Origin of the sequence: Nonomuraea muscovyensis (assembly GCF_014207745.1) — a bacterium.
Taxonomy (GTDB): domain Bacteria; phylum Actinomycetota; class Actinomycetes; order Streptosporangiales; family Streptosporangiaceae; genus Nonomuraea; species Nonomuraea muscovyensis.
On record NZ_JACHJB010000001.1, the window covers coordinates 2,567,922 to 2,584,234 of the forward strand.

A 16,313-nucleotide genomic window follows, 5' to 3' on the forward strand; every position below is an offset into this window, starting at 1 on the left:
AGTCACTGTAGCAATTCAGTGAGTGTAGTAAAGTGGCGGCATGAACGAGGGGTTGCGGGAACGCAAGAAGAACCGCACGCGGCAGGCGCTGGTGGACGCCGCCGTGCGGCTGTTCGAGGAGCGGGGGTTCGACGCGGTGACGACCGCCGACATCGCCGCGGCGGCGGACGTCTCACCGCGCACGTTCTTCCTGCACTTCGCGGCCAAGGAGGACGTGCTGTTCGCCCACTCCGAGATGCGCGTCGACCTCGGGCTGCGGACGCTCGCCGAGCGGGCGGCCGGCGAGCCGCCGGGCACGGTGCTGGCGCGCGCGATGGAGCGGATGATCGTCGACAGCTGGGGCGCCGACCTGACCAGCGGGCTGGCGGCGCTGCGGGTGCGGCTCGCCGCCTCGGCCCCGGCGCTGCGGGCGAGGCTGGTGCAGCGTTTCGCCGGCGCGCAGCACGACCTGGCCGCGGCCCTGCTGGCGGCCTACCCGGAGGAGCTGGACACGGTCACGGCCGCCGCCCTGGTGGGCGCCCAGGTGGGCGCGGTGGGCGCCGCCGCCGTGGCCAGCCTGGACCGCGGTGACGCGCCCGGCGAGGTGCGCGACGCCATGCTGCTGGCCGCCGCCCTGGCCGCGGGCTCTACCGGGACGCGCGCCAGCGCGCCACGACCTTCTCCACGTCGTACGGCACCAGGTTGAGCGGCGGGCCCGCCAGGCCCGTCCTGATCGCCTCGCGGATCCGGTCGTTGACGTCCTCGACGATGCGCCGCGCCTCGCTCTCGGACCGGGCCCGGGCCGCCTCCTCCAGCGCCTCTTCGGCCTCCTTGCGCAGCGCGAGCGTCGGCGGCAGCGGCATGGACAGGCCCTCGCTGCGCATCTTCTGCTTGATCCACCACATCTCGTCGTACGGCTTGTCGAGGTCGGGCAGCGGCTTGCCCTTGCCCGGCAGGTCGTCGAACTCGCCGCGCTCCTCCGCCTCGCGGATCTGCCGGTCGATCCACGACTCGAAGTTCGTACCCAGCGGCTTGCGTTCGGTCACGGTAGGGGCCCCCGTCGCTCGGCTCGCACACCAGGCTACGTTCCCGGGCCGCGTACCGGCGGGGCCTCACTTCCCCCGCGCTAAAGGGACATCTCGCCATCCTCACGCTCCGTACACACGTCGCCACTACACTCGGGCCCGTTCAACCGGCCGATGACCCGCGAGGCTCTGGCCCCGTCGGCCCCGTCCCTTGGGAGTCACGTGAGAAGCGGGCTGACCCAGGCGCCGCCCAGGCACGTGCCCGCTCACCGGCGCCCGCGCGAGCCCCGGCGCTGGGCGTGGTGGCTGGTCACGGCCGTGGCGGCCCTCGTCCTCCTGGTCGCGACCACGATGGTGATCGTCTACGCCAGGCTGACCGGCAACGTCAGGCACATCGACGTGACCGGAGCCGACCTCGGCGCGGCCCGCCCGGCCAAGATGGCGAGCACGGCGCTCAACGTGCTGATCGTCGGCTCCGACCGGCGCGACGGCGGGAACTCCAGGTACGGCCGCCTCGCCGGCGAGCGCACCGACACGATCATGCTCGCGCACCTGTCGTCCGGCCGCGACAACGCGATGGTGGTCAGCTTCCCCCGCGACTCGCTGGTGCGGCTGCCCGCCTGCCAGGCCCGCGACGGCCTGCCGGGCCAGCAGCCCCACCTCGGCATGATCAACGAGTCGTTCAACTCCGGCGGCATCGCCTGCACCTGGAAGACCGTCGAGACGCTCACCGGCATCCGCATCGACCACTTCGTCAAGGTGGACTTCAGCGGCTTCACGAGCATGGTGGACGCCGTCGGCGGCGTCGAGGTGTGCCTGCCCGAGCCGGTGCACGACGCCAAGGCGCTGCTCCACCTGCCGGCCGGACGCCAGACGCTGAACGGCGAGCAGGCCCTCGGCTACGTCCGAGCCCGCTACAGCTTCGGCGACGGCTCCGACATCGGGCGCATCCAGCGGCAGCAGATGTTCATCGCGTCGATGGTGAAGAAGGTGATGAGCGGCGAGACGCTCACCGACCCGGCCCGGCTGCTCGGCTTCCTCGACGCGGGCACCAAGGCCGTCACCACCGACCCGGCACTGACCCCCGGGGTGATGAAGGACCTGGCGCTGAGCCTGCGCGGCCTGAACGCCGGGCGCATCCGCTTCATCACCACCCCGTGGCACTACTCCCTGACGCATCCCGGCCGGGTGGAATGGGTCCAGCCACAGGCCGACCGGCTGTTCGAGCTGGTCGCCCGGGACCGCGACCCGGGCGAGGTCGAGGGCGGCCAGACCACCGTCCCCCGCTCCCAGGTGCAGGTGGAGCTGCGCAACGGCACCTACCAGGCGGGCCTCGGCACGCAGGTGGCCGCCCTGCTCGAACAGCGCGGCTACCACGTCACCAAGGTCGGCGACACGACGCGCAAGCCGTACGCGAAGACGCTGGTCTACTACTCGCCGAACGGCGAGGCCCGCGTCCCCACCCTCACCAAGGACCTGGTCGCCGCCACCCCGGCGGCCGTCCCGCAGGCCGCCACCAGCCGCCTGGTGCTGGTCCTCGGCGACGACTGGGCCGGGCTCAAGCCGCTGCGCACCGGCGACACCGAGGCCGTCAAGGGCTTCGACGCCACCCACGACACCTGCGCCACCTCGTAGGCGGCGCAGGGCCACCCGAGGACTGGTGTGGCCGACTGTCCTGGGTGGCGCAGGTGTCGCTGGCGGTGCCCGTGTCGTGGGCGGTGCGTGCCGGTCAGGAGACCGGGGCGCCGGCGTGCTCGGCACCGGGCATGCCGGCCGGCGCGGTCCCGGCCGGCCGGTCGCGCAGGACGAAGAAGGCCAGGGCGGCGGCGGCGAGAACCCCGGCGGCGCTGATCACGAAGGCGGAGGACATGGCGGTGGTGAAGGCGTCGCGGGCGGCGCGGGCGATGCCGGGGTCGCCGAGCGCGAGAGCGTCACCGATCGACAGCCTGGCCCGGCCGGGGGCGCTCGCGGGCAGCGCGGCGGCGTACGTGCCGGACAGGACGCTGCCCAGGACGGCGATGCCGAGGGCCGCACCCATCTGCTGGATGGTGTCGTTGAGCGCCGAGCCGACACCGGCGTGCGCGGCCGGCACCCTGCCCATCAGGGCGGAGACGGCGGCGGGCATCGCGGTGCCACCTCCGGCGCCGAGCACGAAGAGCGCGAGGACGCAGACGAGGAGCCCGTCGGCGGGACCGAGGGTGGCGAGCAGCGCGAACCCGGCCGCCATCACGGCCAGCCCGGTGACGATCATCGCGCGGTTGCCGATCCTGGCGCCCAGCGTGGCGCCGAGGGTGTTGAAGGTGAGCGAGGCCACCGCCATCGGGATGAAGGCCAGCCCGGCCTGGGTGGGCGTGTAGCCGAGCACGAACTGCAGGTACTGGGTGAGGACGAGCAGCAGCCCGCCGTTCCCGATCTGCACGAGGGTGAGGGAGAGGCTGCCGCCACTGAACGTCCGGTCGCGGAACAGGGCCAGCGGCACCATCGGGTGCGACGTGCGCAGTTCCCACACCACGAAGGTGGCCAGGGCGGCGGCAGCCAGCAGCAGGGTGGTCAGCGTGCTCGGGTGCGTGAGGCCGTGCGCGGGCAGTTCGATGATCGTCCAGACCAGGGCGGTCATGCCGACCACTGACAGGATCGCGCCCAGCGGGTCGGGCTTGCTCCACGGCCCCTTCGACTCGGGCATCAGCACGAGCGCGGCGACGATGGCCAGGACCGCGATGGGCACGTTGATCAGGAAGACGGCGCCCCACCAGAACCACGCGATCAGCACGCCGCCCAGAACCGGGCCTCCGACCAGGCCGAGCATGGCGACGGCGCTCCAGGCGGCCATCGCCTTGCGCCGCTCGTCGTCGTGGAACACGGTGATGAGGATCGACAGCGTGCTCGGCATGATCAGCGCCCCGCCCACACCCATCGCGGTCCGCGCGACGATGAGCTGGGCCGGGTCGGCGGCGTGGGCGGCCGCCACCGAGGCCGCGCCGAACAACACCAGACCCACCACCATGACGCGCCGGCGGCCGAACCGGTCGGACAGGCTGCCGGCCGTCAGCAGCAGCCCGGCGAACACCAGGATGTAGGAGTCGAGGATCCACTGGGTGTCCTGGGCGGTGGCGCCCAGGTCGGCGGCCAGCGCCGGGATCGCCACCGCCAGGACCATGTTGTCGACGACGAGCACCAGCGTGCTCAGGCAGAGCACCACCAGGATCAGCCACCGGCGTGGGTCTCGCGCTTCCATGAAGCCTCCTCCTGCGTACAATATTCTCGCGTTGCGAACACTGTACGCAGACGAGTCGATCGTACGCAACCCGTCCGGCCAACCGGCCGCGCACCCGCGCACCCGCGCGGCCGGGCGGGCGGACGGACGGACGGGCGGACGGGCGGGCGGGCGGGCGGGCGGACGGGCGGTGGACGGACGGGCCCGCCTGGTAGCGGCCGCTGACGGCCTGGTCCGCCTGCCCCCTCCCCGTCCGGAGAGCCTGCGCGGCGGCGGACGGCCCGGCGTCGGTACAGTCGTGTCCCGTGCTGTACGGCAGAGCCACGGAGACCGCCGCGATCGGCGGCCTGCTGTCCTCGGCCGCCTCGGGACAGGGCGGCGCCCTGGTGCTGCGCGGCGAGGCGGGCGTGGGCAAGTCGGCCCTGCTCGACCTGGCCGCCGCCACGGCGGCCGCCACCACGGCCACCACGGCCACCACTGCTGCCACAACCGCGACCACCACCGCCCTCACCACCGCGAAGGGGGCGTCACGCCCCCCGGGCGCGAGGATGCGGGTGCTGCGGGCGAGCGGGGTGGAGCCGGAGGCGGACCTGGCGTTCGCGGCGCTCCACCAGCTGCTCCACCCGGTGACCGGCCTGCTCGACGCGCTGCCCGCACCGCAGCGGGACGCCGTCGCGGGCGCGCTCGGGCTGGCCGCGCCCACCTCCGACCGGTTCCTGGTGTCGGCAGGGGTGCTGTCGCTGCTGACCGAGGCGGCGGCGCCCGGTGGGCTGGCGTGCCTGGTGGACGACGTGCAGTGGTTCGACCGGGCCTCGGCGGACGCGCTGCTGTTCGCGGCCAGGCGGCTGCGCGCCGAGGGCATCGCGATGCTGCTGGCCGTCCGGGGTGACGCGCCGTTGAAGGGGCTGCCCGAGCTGCGCGTGCGCGGGCTGGACGCGGACAGCGCCGGTGACCTGCTCGCCTCCCGGGCGACGGTGGCTCCGGCGGTGCGCGCGCACCTCGCCGCCCTGTCCGGCGGTAACCCGCTCGTCCTGCGCGAGACGACGGCCCGGCTGACGCCCGACCAGCTCTCGGGCCGTGCCCCGCTGCCCGACCCGCTGCCGGGAGGCGAGCAGCTCTTCGGCGAGCAGGTGTCACGACTGAGCGAGGCGGCCCGGCTGGTGTTGCTCGTCGCCACCCTCGACGCCCACCTCCCCACCGTCCTACGCGCCTCCCCCACCCTCGCCGCCGCCACCCTCACCCCCACCACCCCCACCACCCTCGCTCCCGTCGTCCCGCCACCACCGGCCACACCCACGGAGGCCGTCCCGGGCACGCCACCCGGCGTCCCGGGCACACCACCCGACGGCCCCGCGGCGACCACTCCGGCCGCCCGAGCCGACGGGCCCGCGGGTGGGGTGGGGCTCGCCGAGGGCTCGGCCGGCTGGGTGGCCGAGGCGCTGCGCGAGGCCGAGACGGCCGAGCTGGTCTTCGTGGAGGGGGCGGCGGTCCGGTTCCGCCATCCGCTCGTCAGGTCGGCCGTGCACGTGGCGGCCGGTTCGGTGCGGCTGCGGCAGGCCCACGCCGCCCTGGCCACCCTGGCCTCGGGCGACAGGCGGGCCTGGCACCTCGCCGCCGCGAGCCTCGGCCCGGACGAGTCGGTGGCCGCCGCGCTGGCCGCCTCCGCCGTACGGGCGCGGGCACGCGGCGGGTACGGTGACGCCGCCACCGCCCTGGCACGGGCCGCCGAGCTCACCCCCGACCCCGCCCCGCGCGCCGAACGGCTCAAGGACGCGGCCACGGCCGCCTGGCTCGCCGGCCGCCCCGGCCTGGCCCAGAGCCACCTGTCCGAGGCCCGCGACCTCGCCGAACACCTCGCGAAGAGCCACGAGCGCGACCCCCGCCTCCCCGGCACGTCTCCCGAGCGGCCCGTCCCGTCCACCGGTGAGCCGATGCGGGGAAGCGGGGGTCCGGCCGCGGCGACGCCGAAAGGGGCGCTGCTGGCGGAGATCGCGCAGTTGCGCGGCCGGTTCGAGCTGAACTCCGGGGACGCCGCCGAGGCCGTGCGGATCCTGAGCCGGGGTGACACGCTGGAGATGCTGGCCGACGCCTCCGAGGCGGCGAGCTACGTGGGTGACGTGCCCGCCATCGTGGAGCTGGGCCGCCGGGCGCTGGCCCACCCCAGGGGGTTCCTGCGCGACACGGTCGCGGGGATCGGGGCCGTCCTCGGCGGCGACCCCGGCGGGGCCGAGCTGCTGCGGGCCGCGCTCGACCGCACCGGGACCCTGACCGAGGCGGCCGAGTTCCTGTGGGCGTCGGCCGCCGCCAGTTACCTGGGCGAGGCGGACCTGTCGGCCGAGCTGGTCGGCAGGGCGGGCGGCGTGGCGCGGATGTCGGGCATGGTGGGCCAGCTTCCCGTCGTGCTGGAGTTCGTCTCGACGGCCGAACGCTTCCGGGGCCGGCTCGCCGAGAGCGCCGCGATCGCCGAGGAGGGGCTGGCATTGGCCCGCGAGGCCGGTTACACCAACTCGGTGAGCGCCCACCTGGCCAACCTCGCCGTGGTGGCGGCGCTGCGCGGCGAGGAGGAGGCGTGCCGCCGCCACGCGGAGGGGGCGCTGGCCATCGCGATCCCGCATCGGGTGGGGCTGCGGGCGGGTGTGGCGGCGTACGCGCTGGCCATGCTGGACCTGGGCCAGGGCCGGTTCGCGGCGGCGCACGACCGGTTCGTGTCGATAACCACCGCGGGGCCGGGGGCCGGGCACCCGACCGTGGTGTGGCGTTCGACTCCCGACCGGGTGGAGGCCGCCATGGCGGCCGGCGAGCCCGACGCGGCGCGCGAGGCCGTGTCGTGGCTGGAACGGTGGTCGGCGAACGCGGGCACGGCCGAGTCGCGGGCGCTGCTCGCCCGCTGCCGCGCCCTGGTGGGCGGCGGCGACGAGCTGTTCGAGGAGGCGCTGAGCCTGCACGGGGAGCCGTTCGAGGGGGCGCGCACCGCGCTGCTGTACGGCGAGCGGCTGCGTCGCACCCAGCGGCCGGGGCAGGCGCGGCCGCATCTGCGGGCCGCGATGGAGACGTTCCAGCGGCTCGGCGCGGAGCCGTGGGCCCGGCGCGCGCACGGCGAGCTGCGGGCGGCCGGCGAGTCGGCGGCCCGGCCGGACGCCGGGGTCCTGGCCGGGCTGACCCCGCAGGAGCTGCGCATCGCCCGGCTGGTCGCGGACGGCGCGTCCAGCAAGGAGGTGGCGGCACAGCTCTTCCTCAGCCCGCGGACCGTCGAGTACCACCTGTACAAGATCTACCCGAAGCTCGGCATCACCTCCCGTACCGAACTCGCCCGCCTCCTGTGAAGCCCAGTAGGACTACGGAAGGCGTACGGGCACCCGCGCGCCACAGTGAGCTCATGCAAACGAACCTGATCGACATCGACGGCGTCCAGCTCTTCACCGAGGAGTTCGGCGACCCGGCCCACCCACCCGTCCTGCTGGTGATGGGCTCCATGACGCAGGGCATCCTGTGGCCCGACGAGTTCGTCGGCCGGCTGGCCGCCGGGGGCCGCAGGGTGATCCGCTACGACCACCGCGACACCGGCCAGTCGGCCGTGTTCGACTTCGAGCGGCAGCCGTACACGTGGGAGGACATCAAGGACGACGTGCTGCGGGTCCTCGACGCGTACGGCCTCGACAGCGCCCACCTGGTGTGCCACTCGGCGGGCGGGCTGCTCGGCCAGCTCATCGCGGTGGAGCGGCCCGAGCGGGTGCGAACCCTCACCGTGATCGGCTCCTCACCGCTCGGCGGGCACGAGGGCGCAGTGATCTTGCGTGCGCTCATGGGCGAGCCGCAGCCCGAGGGCAGCCTCCCGCCGCCCAGCCCGGAGTTCGTGGCCTACTACCAGAAGGTGATCACCAGCCCGCCGGCCACCGGCCGCCGGGAGCAGATCGACCGGATGATCGAGGAGGCGCGGCTCCTGAACGGCACCGCACTGCCGTTCGACGAGGACGCCGAGCGGCGGCTGCAGGAGCGCGTGTACGAGCGGGCCCGCGACCTGTCGGCGCTGGCCAACCACCGGCTGGCCCACGCCGCCAAGCCCGACTTCGAGCCGGAGGGGGTGCTGGACCGGGTGAAGGCCCCCACCCTGGTCGTCGAGGGCACGCACGAGCCGGTCAAGCCCGGCCACAGCGCGATCATCGCGGAGCGGATCCCCGGCGCCGAGCTGCGCATGATCGAGGGGATGGGACACATGATCCCGCCCCAGGCGTACGAGGAGCTGGCCGCGGCCGTCCTCGCCCACACGGCCCGGTAGGCCGTGCGGCTCAGAGCCTCCGGCCCGTGAAACCTCGGCCCGGGGAACTTCCGTCCGCGAAACCTCGGCCCGGGAAACCTCCGGCCCGTGAAACCTCGGCCCGCGGACCTCTCACGAACACCTCAGGCCGCGAACATCGTCAGCGCGGCGAGCGCGTCCACGACCTGCCGGGCGTCGGGCGTGCTCGCCGGGTCGAGCAGCCACTGCAGCAGCAGCCCGTCGGAGACGGCGATCAGCACGGAGACCAGCACCTCGGGCTGGACCGGCGGCTCGACGCCCATCTCGGCGCAGGCCCGTCTGATCATCCCGACGCCCGCCTCGCGCGCCCGGGCGTACATCGCCGCCATCCTCTCGCGCAGCACGCTCTCGCGCAGCGCGGCCGGGTAGCCCTCGACGCAGACGACGAGCTGGGGCCGCAGCTCCTCGAACACGTCGACCAGCGCCACCATGGCCCGCTCCAGCAGCTCCCTCGGCGTGCCCGGAGCCGGGCTGAAGATCGCTTCCTCCACCCGCCGGGTCCACGCCTCGAAGCAGCCGGCGATGGCCTCGTGCAGCAGCGCGTCCTTGCCACCGAAGTGGTAGCCGATGGAGGCCAGGTTGGTGCCCGACGCCGCCACCAGGTCGCGTGCCGTCGTGCGGGCGTAGCCCTTCTCCTGCAGGCACGCCACTGCCCCGGCGAGCAGCCTCTCGCGGTATCCGCCGGCTTGCGTTGTTCGTGACACGAGACCATGCTACAGATATATACAAGCGTATATGACGTACGTACATATCAACTGGAGGCATGGCATGATCCCTCCCGGACCCCGGCTGCCCGCGCCGGTGCAGACGGCGTGGTTCCTCAACGACCCGATCGGCTTTCTCACGCGATGTCACCGCAGGTACGGGCCGGTCTTCACCGTGCGGTTCCTCGGCTTCCCGCCCGAGGTGTACGTCACCACCGGCGAGCTCGCCGACCAGGTCTACAGGACCGACCAGGGCGGCGGTAAGGCCGGCGAGGCCCGCCGCGACTTCCTGGAGCCCCTGGTCGGCGTCCACTCGGTGCTCACCCTGGACGGCGACGCGTGGTGGCAGCACCGCAAGCTGCTCAACCCGCCGCTGCGCGCCCGGCAGGTGGCCGGCTACCACGACGAGATCACCCGGATCGCCGCCGCGCGCATCGCCACCTGGCCGCTCGGCCGGCCCTTCACGCTGCGCGAGCGCATGCAGGAGATCACCCTCGACGTGATCCTGCAGCTCGTCTTCGGCATCCGCGACGCCGGGCGCCTCGACCGGTTGCGGGTGCTGCTGCAGCGCCTGATGGAGGCGAGCGGGACCATGTCGGTCGCGATGGCGCCGCCGAAGCTGCGCGACAGGATGGCCCGCGTGCCGGTCACGCCCTACGCGCGCTTCCTGAGAGTGCGGGCGGCCGTGGACGCGATCCTGTTCGACGAGATCGCCCGCCGCCGCGCCGAGCCCGGCGGCACCGACGTGCTGGCCCGGCTCCTGGAGACCGAAATGGGCGATCAGGAGATCCGCGACGAGCTGATCACGATGCTGCTCGCCGGGCACGAGACGACCGCCACCGGCCTGTCATGGGCCTTCGAGCGCCTGCTGCGCACGCCGGACGTGCTCGACCGCCTGCCCGACGACGAGCCCTACCTCGACGCCGTGGTCAAGGAGGCACTGCGGCTACGGCCGGTCGTGTACGAGGCGCCGAGGCTGCTCGACGCCCCGCTGCGCCTCGGCGCGTACGAGGTCCCCGCCGGATGGTACGCCGGACCCAGCATCCCGCTCGTCCACCATGACCCGGTGGCGTTTCCCGCACCCGAGGAGTTCAGGCCCGAGAGGTTCCTCGACGGCGGGCCCCACAGGTCGTGGATGCCGTTCGGCGGCGGCCGGCGCTTCTGCGTCGGCGCGCAGCTCGCGCTGCTGGAGATGCGCGTGATCATCCGCGAGGTGTTGCGCCGCCTGGAACTCTCCGTGACCGATCAGGCCCCGGAGGCCAGGCGGCTCACCGGCGTGACGCTGTCGCCCGCGAAGCGGGCCCGCGTCATCGCGCGGGCTCGGACTCTTGCTCGGACGACGTAGCGGGGTGCATGTCGTCGCGTCGCGAGTCCGCCCCCAGCTCCTCGCGGAGCCGGTCATAGTCAATGGTGTGGCTGGTGTACTTCAGCTGGCGAGCGACCTTCGTCTGCTTCGCCTTGGCTCTTCCTCGGCCCATGGCTACTCCCTCAGTCCCCGCTGTCATCCTAGCCAACAACGTTACGACTTGAAGAATTATGCAACTGCACTGGATTAGTCTGTCACTATGCACGTGGAGGTCTACCAGGCCAAGGCCGACTTCTTCCGCACTCTCGGCCACCCCGCTCGCATCCGAGTGCTGGAGCTCCTACAGGAAGGCCCGCTTCCCGTCCGGGATCTCCTGGCCCGGATCGACATCGAGGCGTCCAGCCTCTCCCAGCAGCTGGCGGTCCTGCGCAGAGCCGGGATCGTGACCGCCATCCGCGAGGGCAGCACGGTCGTCTACACGCTGGCCACCCCCGAGCTTACGCAGTTGCTCGGCACCGCCCGGCGCATTCTCACCGACATGCTCGCCGATCAGGGCGAGCTGCTGGCGGAGCTACGCGCGGAGGTCACCTAGCGGGGGTTCGGTTAGGCTCGGCCCCATGGTCTCCGAGCTGTTCGATCCCAAGGCGTGGCAGCAAGTCGAAGGGTTCGACTTCACCGACATCACCTATCACCGGGCGGTCGACCAGGGCACGGTGCGCATCGCGTTCGACCGTCCCGAGGTGCGCAACGCCTTCCGGCCGCAGACGGTCGACGAGCTCTACCGGGCGCTCGACCACGCCCGCCAGACCACCGACGTCGGGTGCGTGCTGCTCACCGGCAACGGCCCCTCGCCCAAGGACGGCGGCTGGGCGTTCTGCTCCGGCGGCGACCAGCGCATCCGGGGCAAGGACGGCTACCAGTACGCGGACGGCTCACCTTCCACCGGCCGGCTGCACATCCTGGAGGTGCAGCGGCTGATCAGGTTCATGCCCAAGGTGGTCGTCTGCGTGGTGCCCGGCTGGGCGGCGGGGGGCGGGCACAGCCTGCACGTGGTGGCCGACCTCACACTCGCCAGCGAGGAGCACGCCCGCTTCAAGCAGACCGACGCCGACGTGGCCAGCTTCGACGGCGGCTTCGGCTCCGCCTACCTCGCCCGGCAGGTCGGCCAGAAGTTCGCCCGCGAGATCTTCTTCCTGGGTGACACCTACACGGCCGCCGACGCCCACCGCATGGGCATGGTCAACGCGGTCGTGCCGCACGCCGAGCTGGAGGCGACGGCCCTGGAGTGGGCCCGCAAGATCAACGGCAAGTCGCCGACGGCGCAGCGGATGCTGAAGTTCGCGTTCAACATGGTCGACGACGGGCTGGTGGGTCAGCAGGTGTTCGCCGGGGAGGCGACGCGACTGGCGTACATGACCGACGAGGCCGCCGAGGGCCGCGACTCGTTCCTGGAGAAGCGGGCCCCCGACTGGTCGCCGTTCCCCTGGCACTACTGACCCACCGGAGCCGCCACCGGCACGACGGCGTCGGAGATGCGCAGGGCGGCCACCGGCGACCGGTAGAGGTCGCCGGTGGCTCCGCGTGCCCGCCCTGGGCGCGTACCCGGCCACCCTCCAGGACCACGATGCTGTCGGCGTCCATCACCGTGGACAGACGGTGACGCTCTGGGCGATGCTCTACGCGGCCTGGACGCACAGCCGCGACAGCTGCGTGCCCAGGCACACCGCGCTCCAACTGCGCCTACGGTCCTTCCGGAAGTCGATCGCGGCGGGCGATCCTGACGGCGCCACGGTCGGAGTACTCGGCCGGCCCGGCGGTGGGCGGCCGCCGGACCGGGCTTTCGGGGGAGGTGGCCGACGGTCACCGCCGGCCGGTCCCACCGCGCGTAGAGTGGAGGAATAAGGCGACAAGGGATTGGGTTCTGGCCTATAAGTTTAACTTTCAACTAGGCCGAGGAGTCGTCATGGAACTTGCCTTCATGATCGCCATGGGCGCCGTCATCGGCAGCCTGCTGACGATCGCGGTGGTCGCACTGGTGCTGAGCGGCATCAGGGGCAACGAATGGCCGGTGCTGCGGCGGAAGCGGACCGTCTACCGCGGCTTCCACCCGCGCTGACCGCCGTCAGCCGACAACAAGGGCGATCTTGCCCCGGCCGTGGCCGGTCTCGATCTCCCGGTGCGCGTCGGCCGCTTCCTCCAGCCGATACGTCCTGCGGATGGGGAATTTCAGCCGCCCCTCGGCATACCGCACGGCGTAGCGGCCGAGGCGCTCGGCCGACCGGGTACCCCGCACCACCTGGACCCCCAACTCGGCCGCCTTGCCGTGCTCGACCAGCGTGACGATGCGCCCCCGGTCCTTGACGAGTTCCAGCGAGACGTCCAGCGCCGCGCCGCCCGCGCCGTCGAGTGCCGCGTCCACGCCACCCGGGGCGAGGGCCCGCACCCGATCGGCCAGCCCGTCGCCGTACACCACGGGCACCGCCCCCAGCTCGCGCAGGTGCTCGTGGTTCTCCTCCCGGGCGGTGCCGATCACCACGGCCCCGCGGCTCCGGGCGATCTGCACCGCCGCCGTGCCCACCGCGCCCGCCGCGCCGTGGACGAGCAGCGTGTCGCCTTCCCCCACGGCCAGCCCGTCGAGCGCCAGCTCGGCCGTCTGCACCGCGGCCGTCAGCGCGCCCGCCACCTCCCAGGGCACGCCCGCCGGCTTGGGCGTCACGTCCGTGGCGGGCACCACGATGTACTCGGCGTAGCTGTTGAGCAGCGAGAACCCGAGCACCTCCTGTCCCACCGGCACGCCCGTGACCTCCTCGCCCACCTGGTCCACCACTCCCGCGAACTCGTTGCCGGGGATGCGCGGCAGGTCGCCCGAGACCCCGGGCGGCGTCCATCCCGCCCGCACCGCAGCGTCGAACGGCTGCACCCCCGCCGCCCTGACCCGCACCCGCACCTCGCCCGGCCCGGCCACCGGCGCCGGGAGCTCCATCACCTGCAGCACCTCCGGCCCACCGAAGGTCCGGAAGGCCGCCGCTCTCATCGTGTGTTCGCTCATGAGGACGAGCGTTCAGCCTCAACCATGGTTGAGGTCAACGCCTTTCGCCGATGTTTCACGTAAAACATCGGCGACGGCAGGTGGGCGGCCCGGCGCGCGGATCACAGGAAGCCCGCGTACCCGGCCGTGGACCTTGACGGCCGCGAACCGTCTCGTCAGCACCTCTCACGACTCGGTCGTGAGCTCGGCGGTGGCGCTCCGCTGGACGGCGGTGGCGCGGGTGAGGAAGTCGAGGATCACCGCCAGTTCCTCGTCCGTGTAGCGCTCGTACAGCTCGGAGAGCCCGCGCACCAGCGGCTCGAACAGCTCGGCGAACCCGGCGAGCCGCTCGAAATTGATCTCCACAATGACCCGCCGCCGGTCCTTCGGGTCGCGGACGCGGCGCACCAGCCACTTGCGCTCCAGCCGGTCGATCAGCCCGCTGACGGAGGCCGGCGCCAGCCCCGTGTGCTGCGAGACCTCCCCCGCCGTCAGCGGCCCGAGCCGCTGGAGCAGGTCGAGCGCCTTCTCCTCCGTCATGCCGAGGCCGATCCGCTCGCCCATGGCCGTGTGGTACATGACGGCGGCGTTGCTGTTGTCCCGGCCCGCCTCGCTGAGCGCCTCCAGCAATTTCTTTCGTCCGTCCGAAATATCTCTGGACACCCATGCCTCCCGCCCCATATATTTCTTTCGAGCGAACGAAAGGTTATCACGATGAAGGCTCTGATCGTTGGGTGTGGTATCGGCGGCCCGGCCACCGCGATGGCACTGCGTAACGTGGGCGTCGACGCCGAGATCTTCGAGGCGTACCCGGAGTCCGCCGAGGGCGTGGGCGCGTTCCTCAACGTCGCCTCCAACGGCCTCGACGCGCTGCGCGTGCTGGGGGCGCACCGCCAGGTCATGGCGGCCGGCGTCCCCACCCCGCACATGGTCATGTGGAGCGGCACCGGCAAGCGCCTGGGGCAGGTGGCCAACGGCCTGGCCCTGGACGACGGCACGGTCAGCCACACGATCCTGCGTTCCGACCTCTACCGCATCGTCCGCGACGAGGCACTCGCCCAGGGCGTCGCCATCACGTACGGCAAGCGCCTGGTCGGCTTCGACGACACCGGAGACCAGGTCGTGGCCCACTTCGAGGACGGCACCCAGGCGGCGGGCGACATCCTCGTCGCCGCCGACGGAGTCCACTCGCGCACCCGCGCGCTCCTCGACCCCGGCGCGCCGCGACCGCGCTACAGCGGCCTGTACAGCCTGGGCGGCATCGTCCGCAACTCCGGCGTCACCGGCACCCCGGGCGTCTACAACATGATCTTCGGTAAGCGGGCCTTCTTCGGCTACACCGTGACCCACGGCGGCGACGCCTGGTGGTTCGCCAACCTGCCGCGCGAGCTCGGCGACGTGCCCGCCGACTGGAAGGCTGCGCTGCTGGAGGCGTTCGCCGACGACGCCGGCCCGGCCACGGAGCTGATCCGGCGCGGCCCGGTCGGCGACGGGCTGCCGGTGCACGACCTGCCGCCGCTGCCGGCCTGGCACCGAGGGCGGGTCGTGCTCACGGGCGACGCCGCGCACGCCACCTCGCCCAGCGCCGGGCAGGGCGCCTCGCTCGCCATCGAGGACGCGATCGTGCTGGCCCGGTGCCTGCGCGACGCCTCCGGCCACCGCGAGGCGTTCGAGCGGTTCGAGGCCGAGCGGCGCGGCCGGGTCGAGCGGGTCGTCGCCTACTCCAGGACGATCAGCAACGGCAAGGCCGCCGGGCCGGTGGCGCGGGTGTTCCGCGACCTGGCGCTGCCGTTCTTCCTCAAGAAGACCGCGAGCCAGGAGTCACTCGCCTGGATGTACCGCCACCATGTCGCACTCTGACAGGGCACGCGCCACCGCCTCCGCGCCGGCGGGCAGCAGCGGCAGCCGGACGTCCGGCGTCGGGATCAGGCCGCGCGCGTGCAGCACGCCCTTGACGACGGTGGGGTTCGGCTCGGCGAACAGCGTGGCCGACAGCCTCGCCAGCCGGTGCCCCAGCTCCCTGGCCCGTACGGCGTCGCCCGCCTGCCACGCGGCGACCAGTTCGGCGAACCGGCCGGTGGCCAGGTGCGCCGAGGCGAGGATGCCGCCCGAGGCGCCCAGCGCGAGCAGCGGCGAGACGAACACGTCGTCGCCGCCCAGCACGTCGAACTCCGCCGGCGGCTCGCCGAGCAGGTCCACGGCGTCCTGGTCGATCCCGCCCGCCGCGTACTTCACGCCGGCGACGCGCGGATGCCGGCCCAGGTGGCGCAGTGTCGCGGCGCTCACCTGTTGCCCGGTGCGGTAGGGGATGTGGTAGATCACCAGCGGCACCGGCGATCCGGCGGCCAGCGCCTCGAAGTAGGCGATCACGCCGCGCTCCCCCGGCCGCAGGAAGTACGGCACGGTGACCAGGGCCGCCGCGACCCCGTCCGGCAGCTCGCGCAGCGCCGTCAGCACCGAACGCGGCTCGTTGCCCGTGACGCCGACCGTCAACGGCACGTCCCGCTCCCGGCAGACCCGGGCGCACACCTCGACGACCGCCGCCCGCTCGGCCGGGGACAGCGCCGCGACCTCGCCCGTGGTGCCGAGCGCGACCAGCCCGGCGGCTCCCTGATCGAGCAGGTGCCCGGCCAGCTTCTCGACCGCGTCGAGGGCCACCTCGCCGGCGGGGCCGAACGGGGTGACGAGTGGTACGTGGATTCCCTTCAGCATGCTTCGAGCGTGGAGCCGGCACACCCGTAAGGTCCAGCGCCAATCTCTGCG

16 protein-coding genes are annotated in these 16,313 nt (G+C 73.1%); 9 read left to right on the plus strand and 7 right to left on the minus strand.

Features of this window, described 5'->3' with window-relative positions; genetic code table 11:
* Positions 1 to 40: 40 nt before the first annotated feature.
* Complete coding sequence (locus tag FHU36_RS12115; protein ID WP_185083813.1) at positions 41 to 685, plus strand: TetR/AcrR family transcriptional regulator; 645 nt, start codon at positions 41 to 43, stop codon at positions 683 to 685.
* Here the strand turns inward: FHU36_RS12115 and FHU36_RS12120 are convergent.
* A complete protein-coding gene (locus tag FHU36_RS12120) occupies positions 627 to 1,025 on the minus strand; it encodes a DnaJ family domain-containing protein (RefSeq protein WP_185083814.1) in 399 nt (132 codons plus the stop codon). The two genes, FHU36_RS12115 and FHU36_RS12120, sit on opposite strands and share 59 nt — an antisense overlap.
* A 201-nt stretch (positions 1,026 to 1,226) precedes the next feature.
* On the opposite strand from FHU36_RS12120, the gene FHU36_RS12125 reads away from it, so the two are divergent.
* Positions 1,227 to 2,639: an LCP family protein gene (locus tag FHU36_RS12125; protein WP_312891549.1), complete on the plus strand. Its 1,413-nt coding sequence runs from the start codon at positions 1,227 to 1,229 to the stop codon at positions 2,637 to 2,639.
* Between the two features lie 94 nt (positions 2,640 to 2,733).
* Here the strand turns inward: FHU36_RS12125 and FHU36_RS12130 are convergent, their stop codons facing one another.
* Positions 2,734 to 4,239, minus strand: a complete 1,506-nt coding sequence (locus FHU36_RS12130; protein WP_185083816.1) for an MFS transporter — start codon at positions 4,237 to 4,239, stop codon at positions 2,734 to 2,736.
* A gap of 284 nt (positions 4,240 to 4,523) precedes the next feature.
* Between FHU36_RS12130 and FHU36_RS12135 the strand changes: the two genes are divergently transcribed.
* Positions 4,524 to 7,541 carry a helix-turn-helix transcriptional regulator gene (locus FHU36_RS12135; protein WP_185083817.1) on the plus strand — a complete coding sequence of 1,006 codons (3,018 nt, stop codon included), beginning with the start codon at positions 4,524 to 4,526 and terminating at the stop codon, positions 7,539 to 7,541.
* A gap of 53 nt (positions 7,542 to 7,594) precedes the next feature.
* A complete protein-coding gene (locus FHU36_RS12140; RefSeq protein ID WP_246502024.1) occupies positions 7,595 to 8,494 on the plus strand; it encodes an alpha/beta fold hydrolase in 900 nt (299 codons plus the stop codon).
* A gap of 122 nt (positions 8,495 to 8,616) precedes the next feature.
* Here the strand turns inward: FHU36_RS12140 and FHU36_RS12145 are convergent, their stop codons facing one another.
* Complete coding sequence (locus FHU36_RS12145; protein ID WP_185083818.1) at positions 8,617 to 9,216, minus strand: TetR/AcrR family transcriptional regulator; 600 nt, start codon at positions 9,214 to 9,216, stop codon at positions 8,617 to 8,619.
* A gap of 64 nt (positions 9,217 to 9,280) precedes the next feature.
* Here FHU36_RS12145 and FHU36_RS12150 point away from each other — a divergent pair, with 64 nt between their 5' ends.
* Complete coding sequence (locus FHU36_RS12150; protein ID WP_185083819.1) at positions 9,281 to 10,561, plus strand: cytochrome P450; 1,281 nt, start codon at positions 9,281 to 9,283, stop codon at positions 10,559 to 10,561.
* Here FHU36_RS12150 and FHU36_RS12155 read toward each other — a convergent pair.
* Complete coding sequence (locus FHU36_RS12155; protein WP_376774128.1) at positions 10,524 to 10,721, minus strand: DUF3073 domain-containing protein; 198 nt, start codon at positions 10,719 to 10,721, stop codon at positions 10,524 to 10,526. The two genes, FHU36_RS12150 and FHU36_RS12155, sit on opposite strands and share 38 nt — an antisense overlap.
* Before the next feature lie 60 nt (positions 10,722 to 10,781).
* On the opposite strand from FHU36_RS12155, the gene FHU36_RS12160 reads away from it, so the two are divergent.
* The 3 genes from FHU36_RS12160 (at position 10,782) to FHU36_RS12170 (ending at position 12,638) form a co-directional block, all read left to right on the plus strand.
* Positions 10,782 to 11,114 carry an ArsR/SmtB family transcription factor gene (locus FHU36_RS12160; protein ID WP_185083820.1) on the plus strand — a complete coding sequence of 111 codons (333 nt, stop codon included), beginning with the start codon at positions 10,782 to 10,784 and terminating at the stop codon, positions 11,112 to 11,114.
* A gap of 25 nt (positions 11,115 to 11,139) precedes the next feature.
* Positions 11,140 to 12,018, plus strand: coding sequence for a 1,4-dihydroxy-2-naphthoyl-CoA synthase (locus FHU36_RS12165; RefSeq protein WP_185083821.1), 879 nt, complete (start codon positions 11,140 to 11,142; stop codon positions 12,016 to 12,018).
* A gap of 467 nt (positions 12,019 to 12,485) precedes the next feature.
* A complete protein-coding gene (locus FHU36_RS12170; protein ID WP_185083822.1) occupies positions 12,486 to 12,638 on the plus strand; it encodes a hypothetical protein in 153 nt (50 codons plus the stop codon).
* A gap of 6 nt (positions 12,639 to 12,644) precedes the next feature.
* On the opposite strand, the gene FHU36_RS12175 is transcribed toward FHU36_RS12170, so the two are convergent.
* Positions 12,645 to 13,556 (minus strand): NADP-dependent oxidoreductase, encoded by a 912-nt coding sequence (locus FHU36_RS12175; RefSeq protein ID WP_185084765.1) that lies wholly within the window; start codon positions 13,554 to 13,556, stop codon positions 12,645 to 12,647.
* A 180-nt stretch (positions 13,557 to 13,736) separates the two neighbouring features.
* Positions 13,737 to 14,213 carry a MarR family winged helix-turn-helix transcriptional regulator gene (locus FHU36_RS12180; RefSeq protein WP_312891550.1) on the minus strand — a complete coding sequence of 159 codons (477 nt, stop codon included), beginning with the start codon at positions 14,211 to 14,213 and terminating at the stop codon, positions 13,737 to 13,739.
* Between the two features lie 51 nt (positions 14,214 to 14,264).
* Between FHU36_RS12180 and FHU36_RS12185 the strand changes: the two genes are divergently transcribed.
* On the plus strand, positions 14,265 to 15,410 hold the full coding sequence (locus FHU36_RS12185; RefSeq protein ID WP_185083824.1) for an FAD-dependent oxidoreductase: 1,146 nt from the start codon (positions 14,265 to 14,267) through the stop codon (positions 15,408 to 15,410).
* On the opposite strand, the gene FHU36_RS12190 is transcribed toward FHU36_RS12185, so the two are convergent.
* Positions 15,372 to 16,262 carry a 4-hydroxy-tetrahydrodipicolinate synthase family protein gene (locus tag FHU36_RS12190; RefSeq protein WP_185083825.1) on the minus strand — a complete coding sequence of 297 codons (891 nt, stop codon included), beginning with the start codon at positions 16,260 to 16,262 and terminating at the stop codon, positions 15,372 to 15,374. The genes FHU36_RS12185 and FHU36_RS12190 overlap by 39 nt on opposite strands.
* Positions 16,263 to 16,313: the final 51 nt, after the last annotated feature.

What these genes read in the sequence shown, in the direction of transcription:
- FHU36_RS12115 (WP_185083813.1), top strand. Translation starts at nt 41, where the DNA reads ATGAACGAGGGGTTGCGGGAACGCAAGAAGAACCGCACGCGGCAGGCG.
- FHU36_RS12130 (WP_185083816.1), bottom strand. Translation starts at nt 4,239, where the DNA reads ATGGAAGCGCGAGACCCACGCCGGTGGCTGATCCTGGTGGTGCTCTGC.
- FHU36_RS12140 (WP_246502024.1), top strand. Translation starts at nt 7,595, where the DNA reads ATGCAAACGAACCTGATCGACATCGACGGCGTCCAGCTCTTCACCGAG.
- FHU36_RS12150 (WP_185083819.1), top strand. Translation starts at nt 9,281, where the DNA reads ATGATCCCTCCCGGACCCCGGCTGCCCGCGCCGGTGCAGACGGCGTGG.
- FHU36_RS12155 (WP_376774128.1), bottom strand. Translation starts at nt 10,721, where the DNA reads ATGACAGCGGGGACTGAGGGAGTAGCCATGGGCCGAGGAAGAGCCAAG.
- FHU36_RS12160 (WP_185083820.1), top strand. Translation starts at nt 10,782, where the DNA reads ATGCACGTGGAGGTCTACCAGGCCAAGGCCGACTTCTTCCGCACTCTC.
- FHU36_RS12165 (WP_185083821.1), top strand. Translation starts at nt 11,140, where the DNA reads ATGGTCTCCGAGCTGTTCGATCCCAAGGCGTGGCAGCAAGTCGAAGGG.
- FHU36_RS12170 (WP_185083822.1), top strand. Translation starts at nt 12,486, where the DNA reads ATGGAACTTGCCTTCATGATCGCCATGGGCGCCGTCATCGGCAGCCTG.
- FHU36_RS12175 (WP_185084765.1), bottom strand. Translation starts at nt 13,556, where the DNA reads ATGAGAGCGGCGGCCTTCCGGACCTTCGGTGGGCCGGAGGTGCTGCAG.
- FHU36_RS12185 (WP_185083824.1), top strand. Translation starts at nt 14,265, where the DNA reads ATGAAGGCTCTGATCGTTGGGTGTGGTATCGGCGGCCCGGCCACCGCG.
- FHU36_RS12190 (WP_185083825.1), bottom strand. Translation starts at nt 16,262, where the DNA reads ATGCTGAAGGGAATCCACGTACCACTCGTCACCCCGTTCGGCCCCGCC.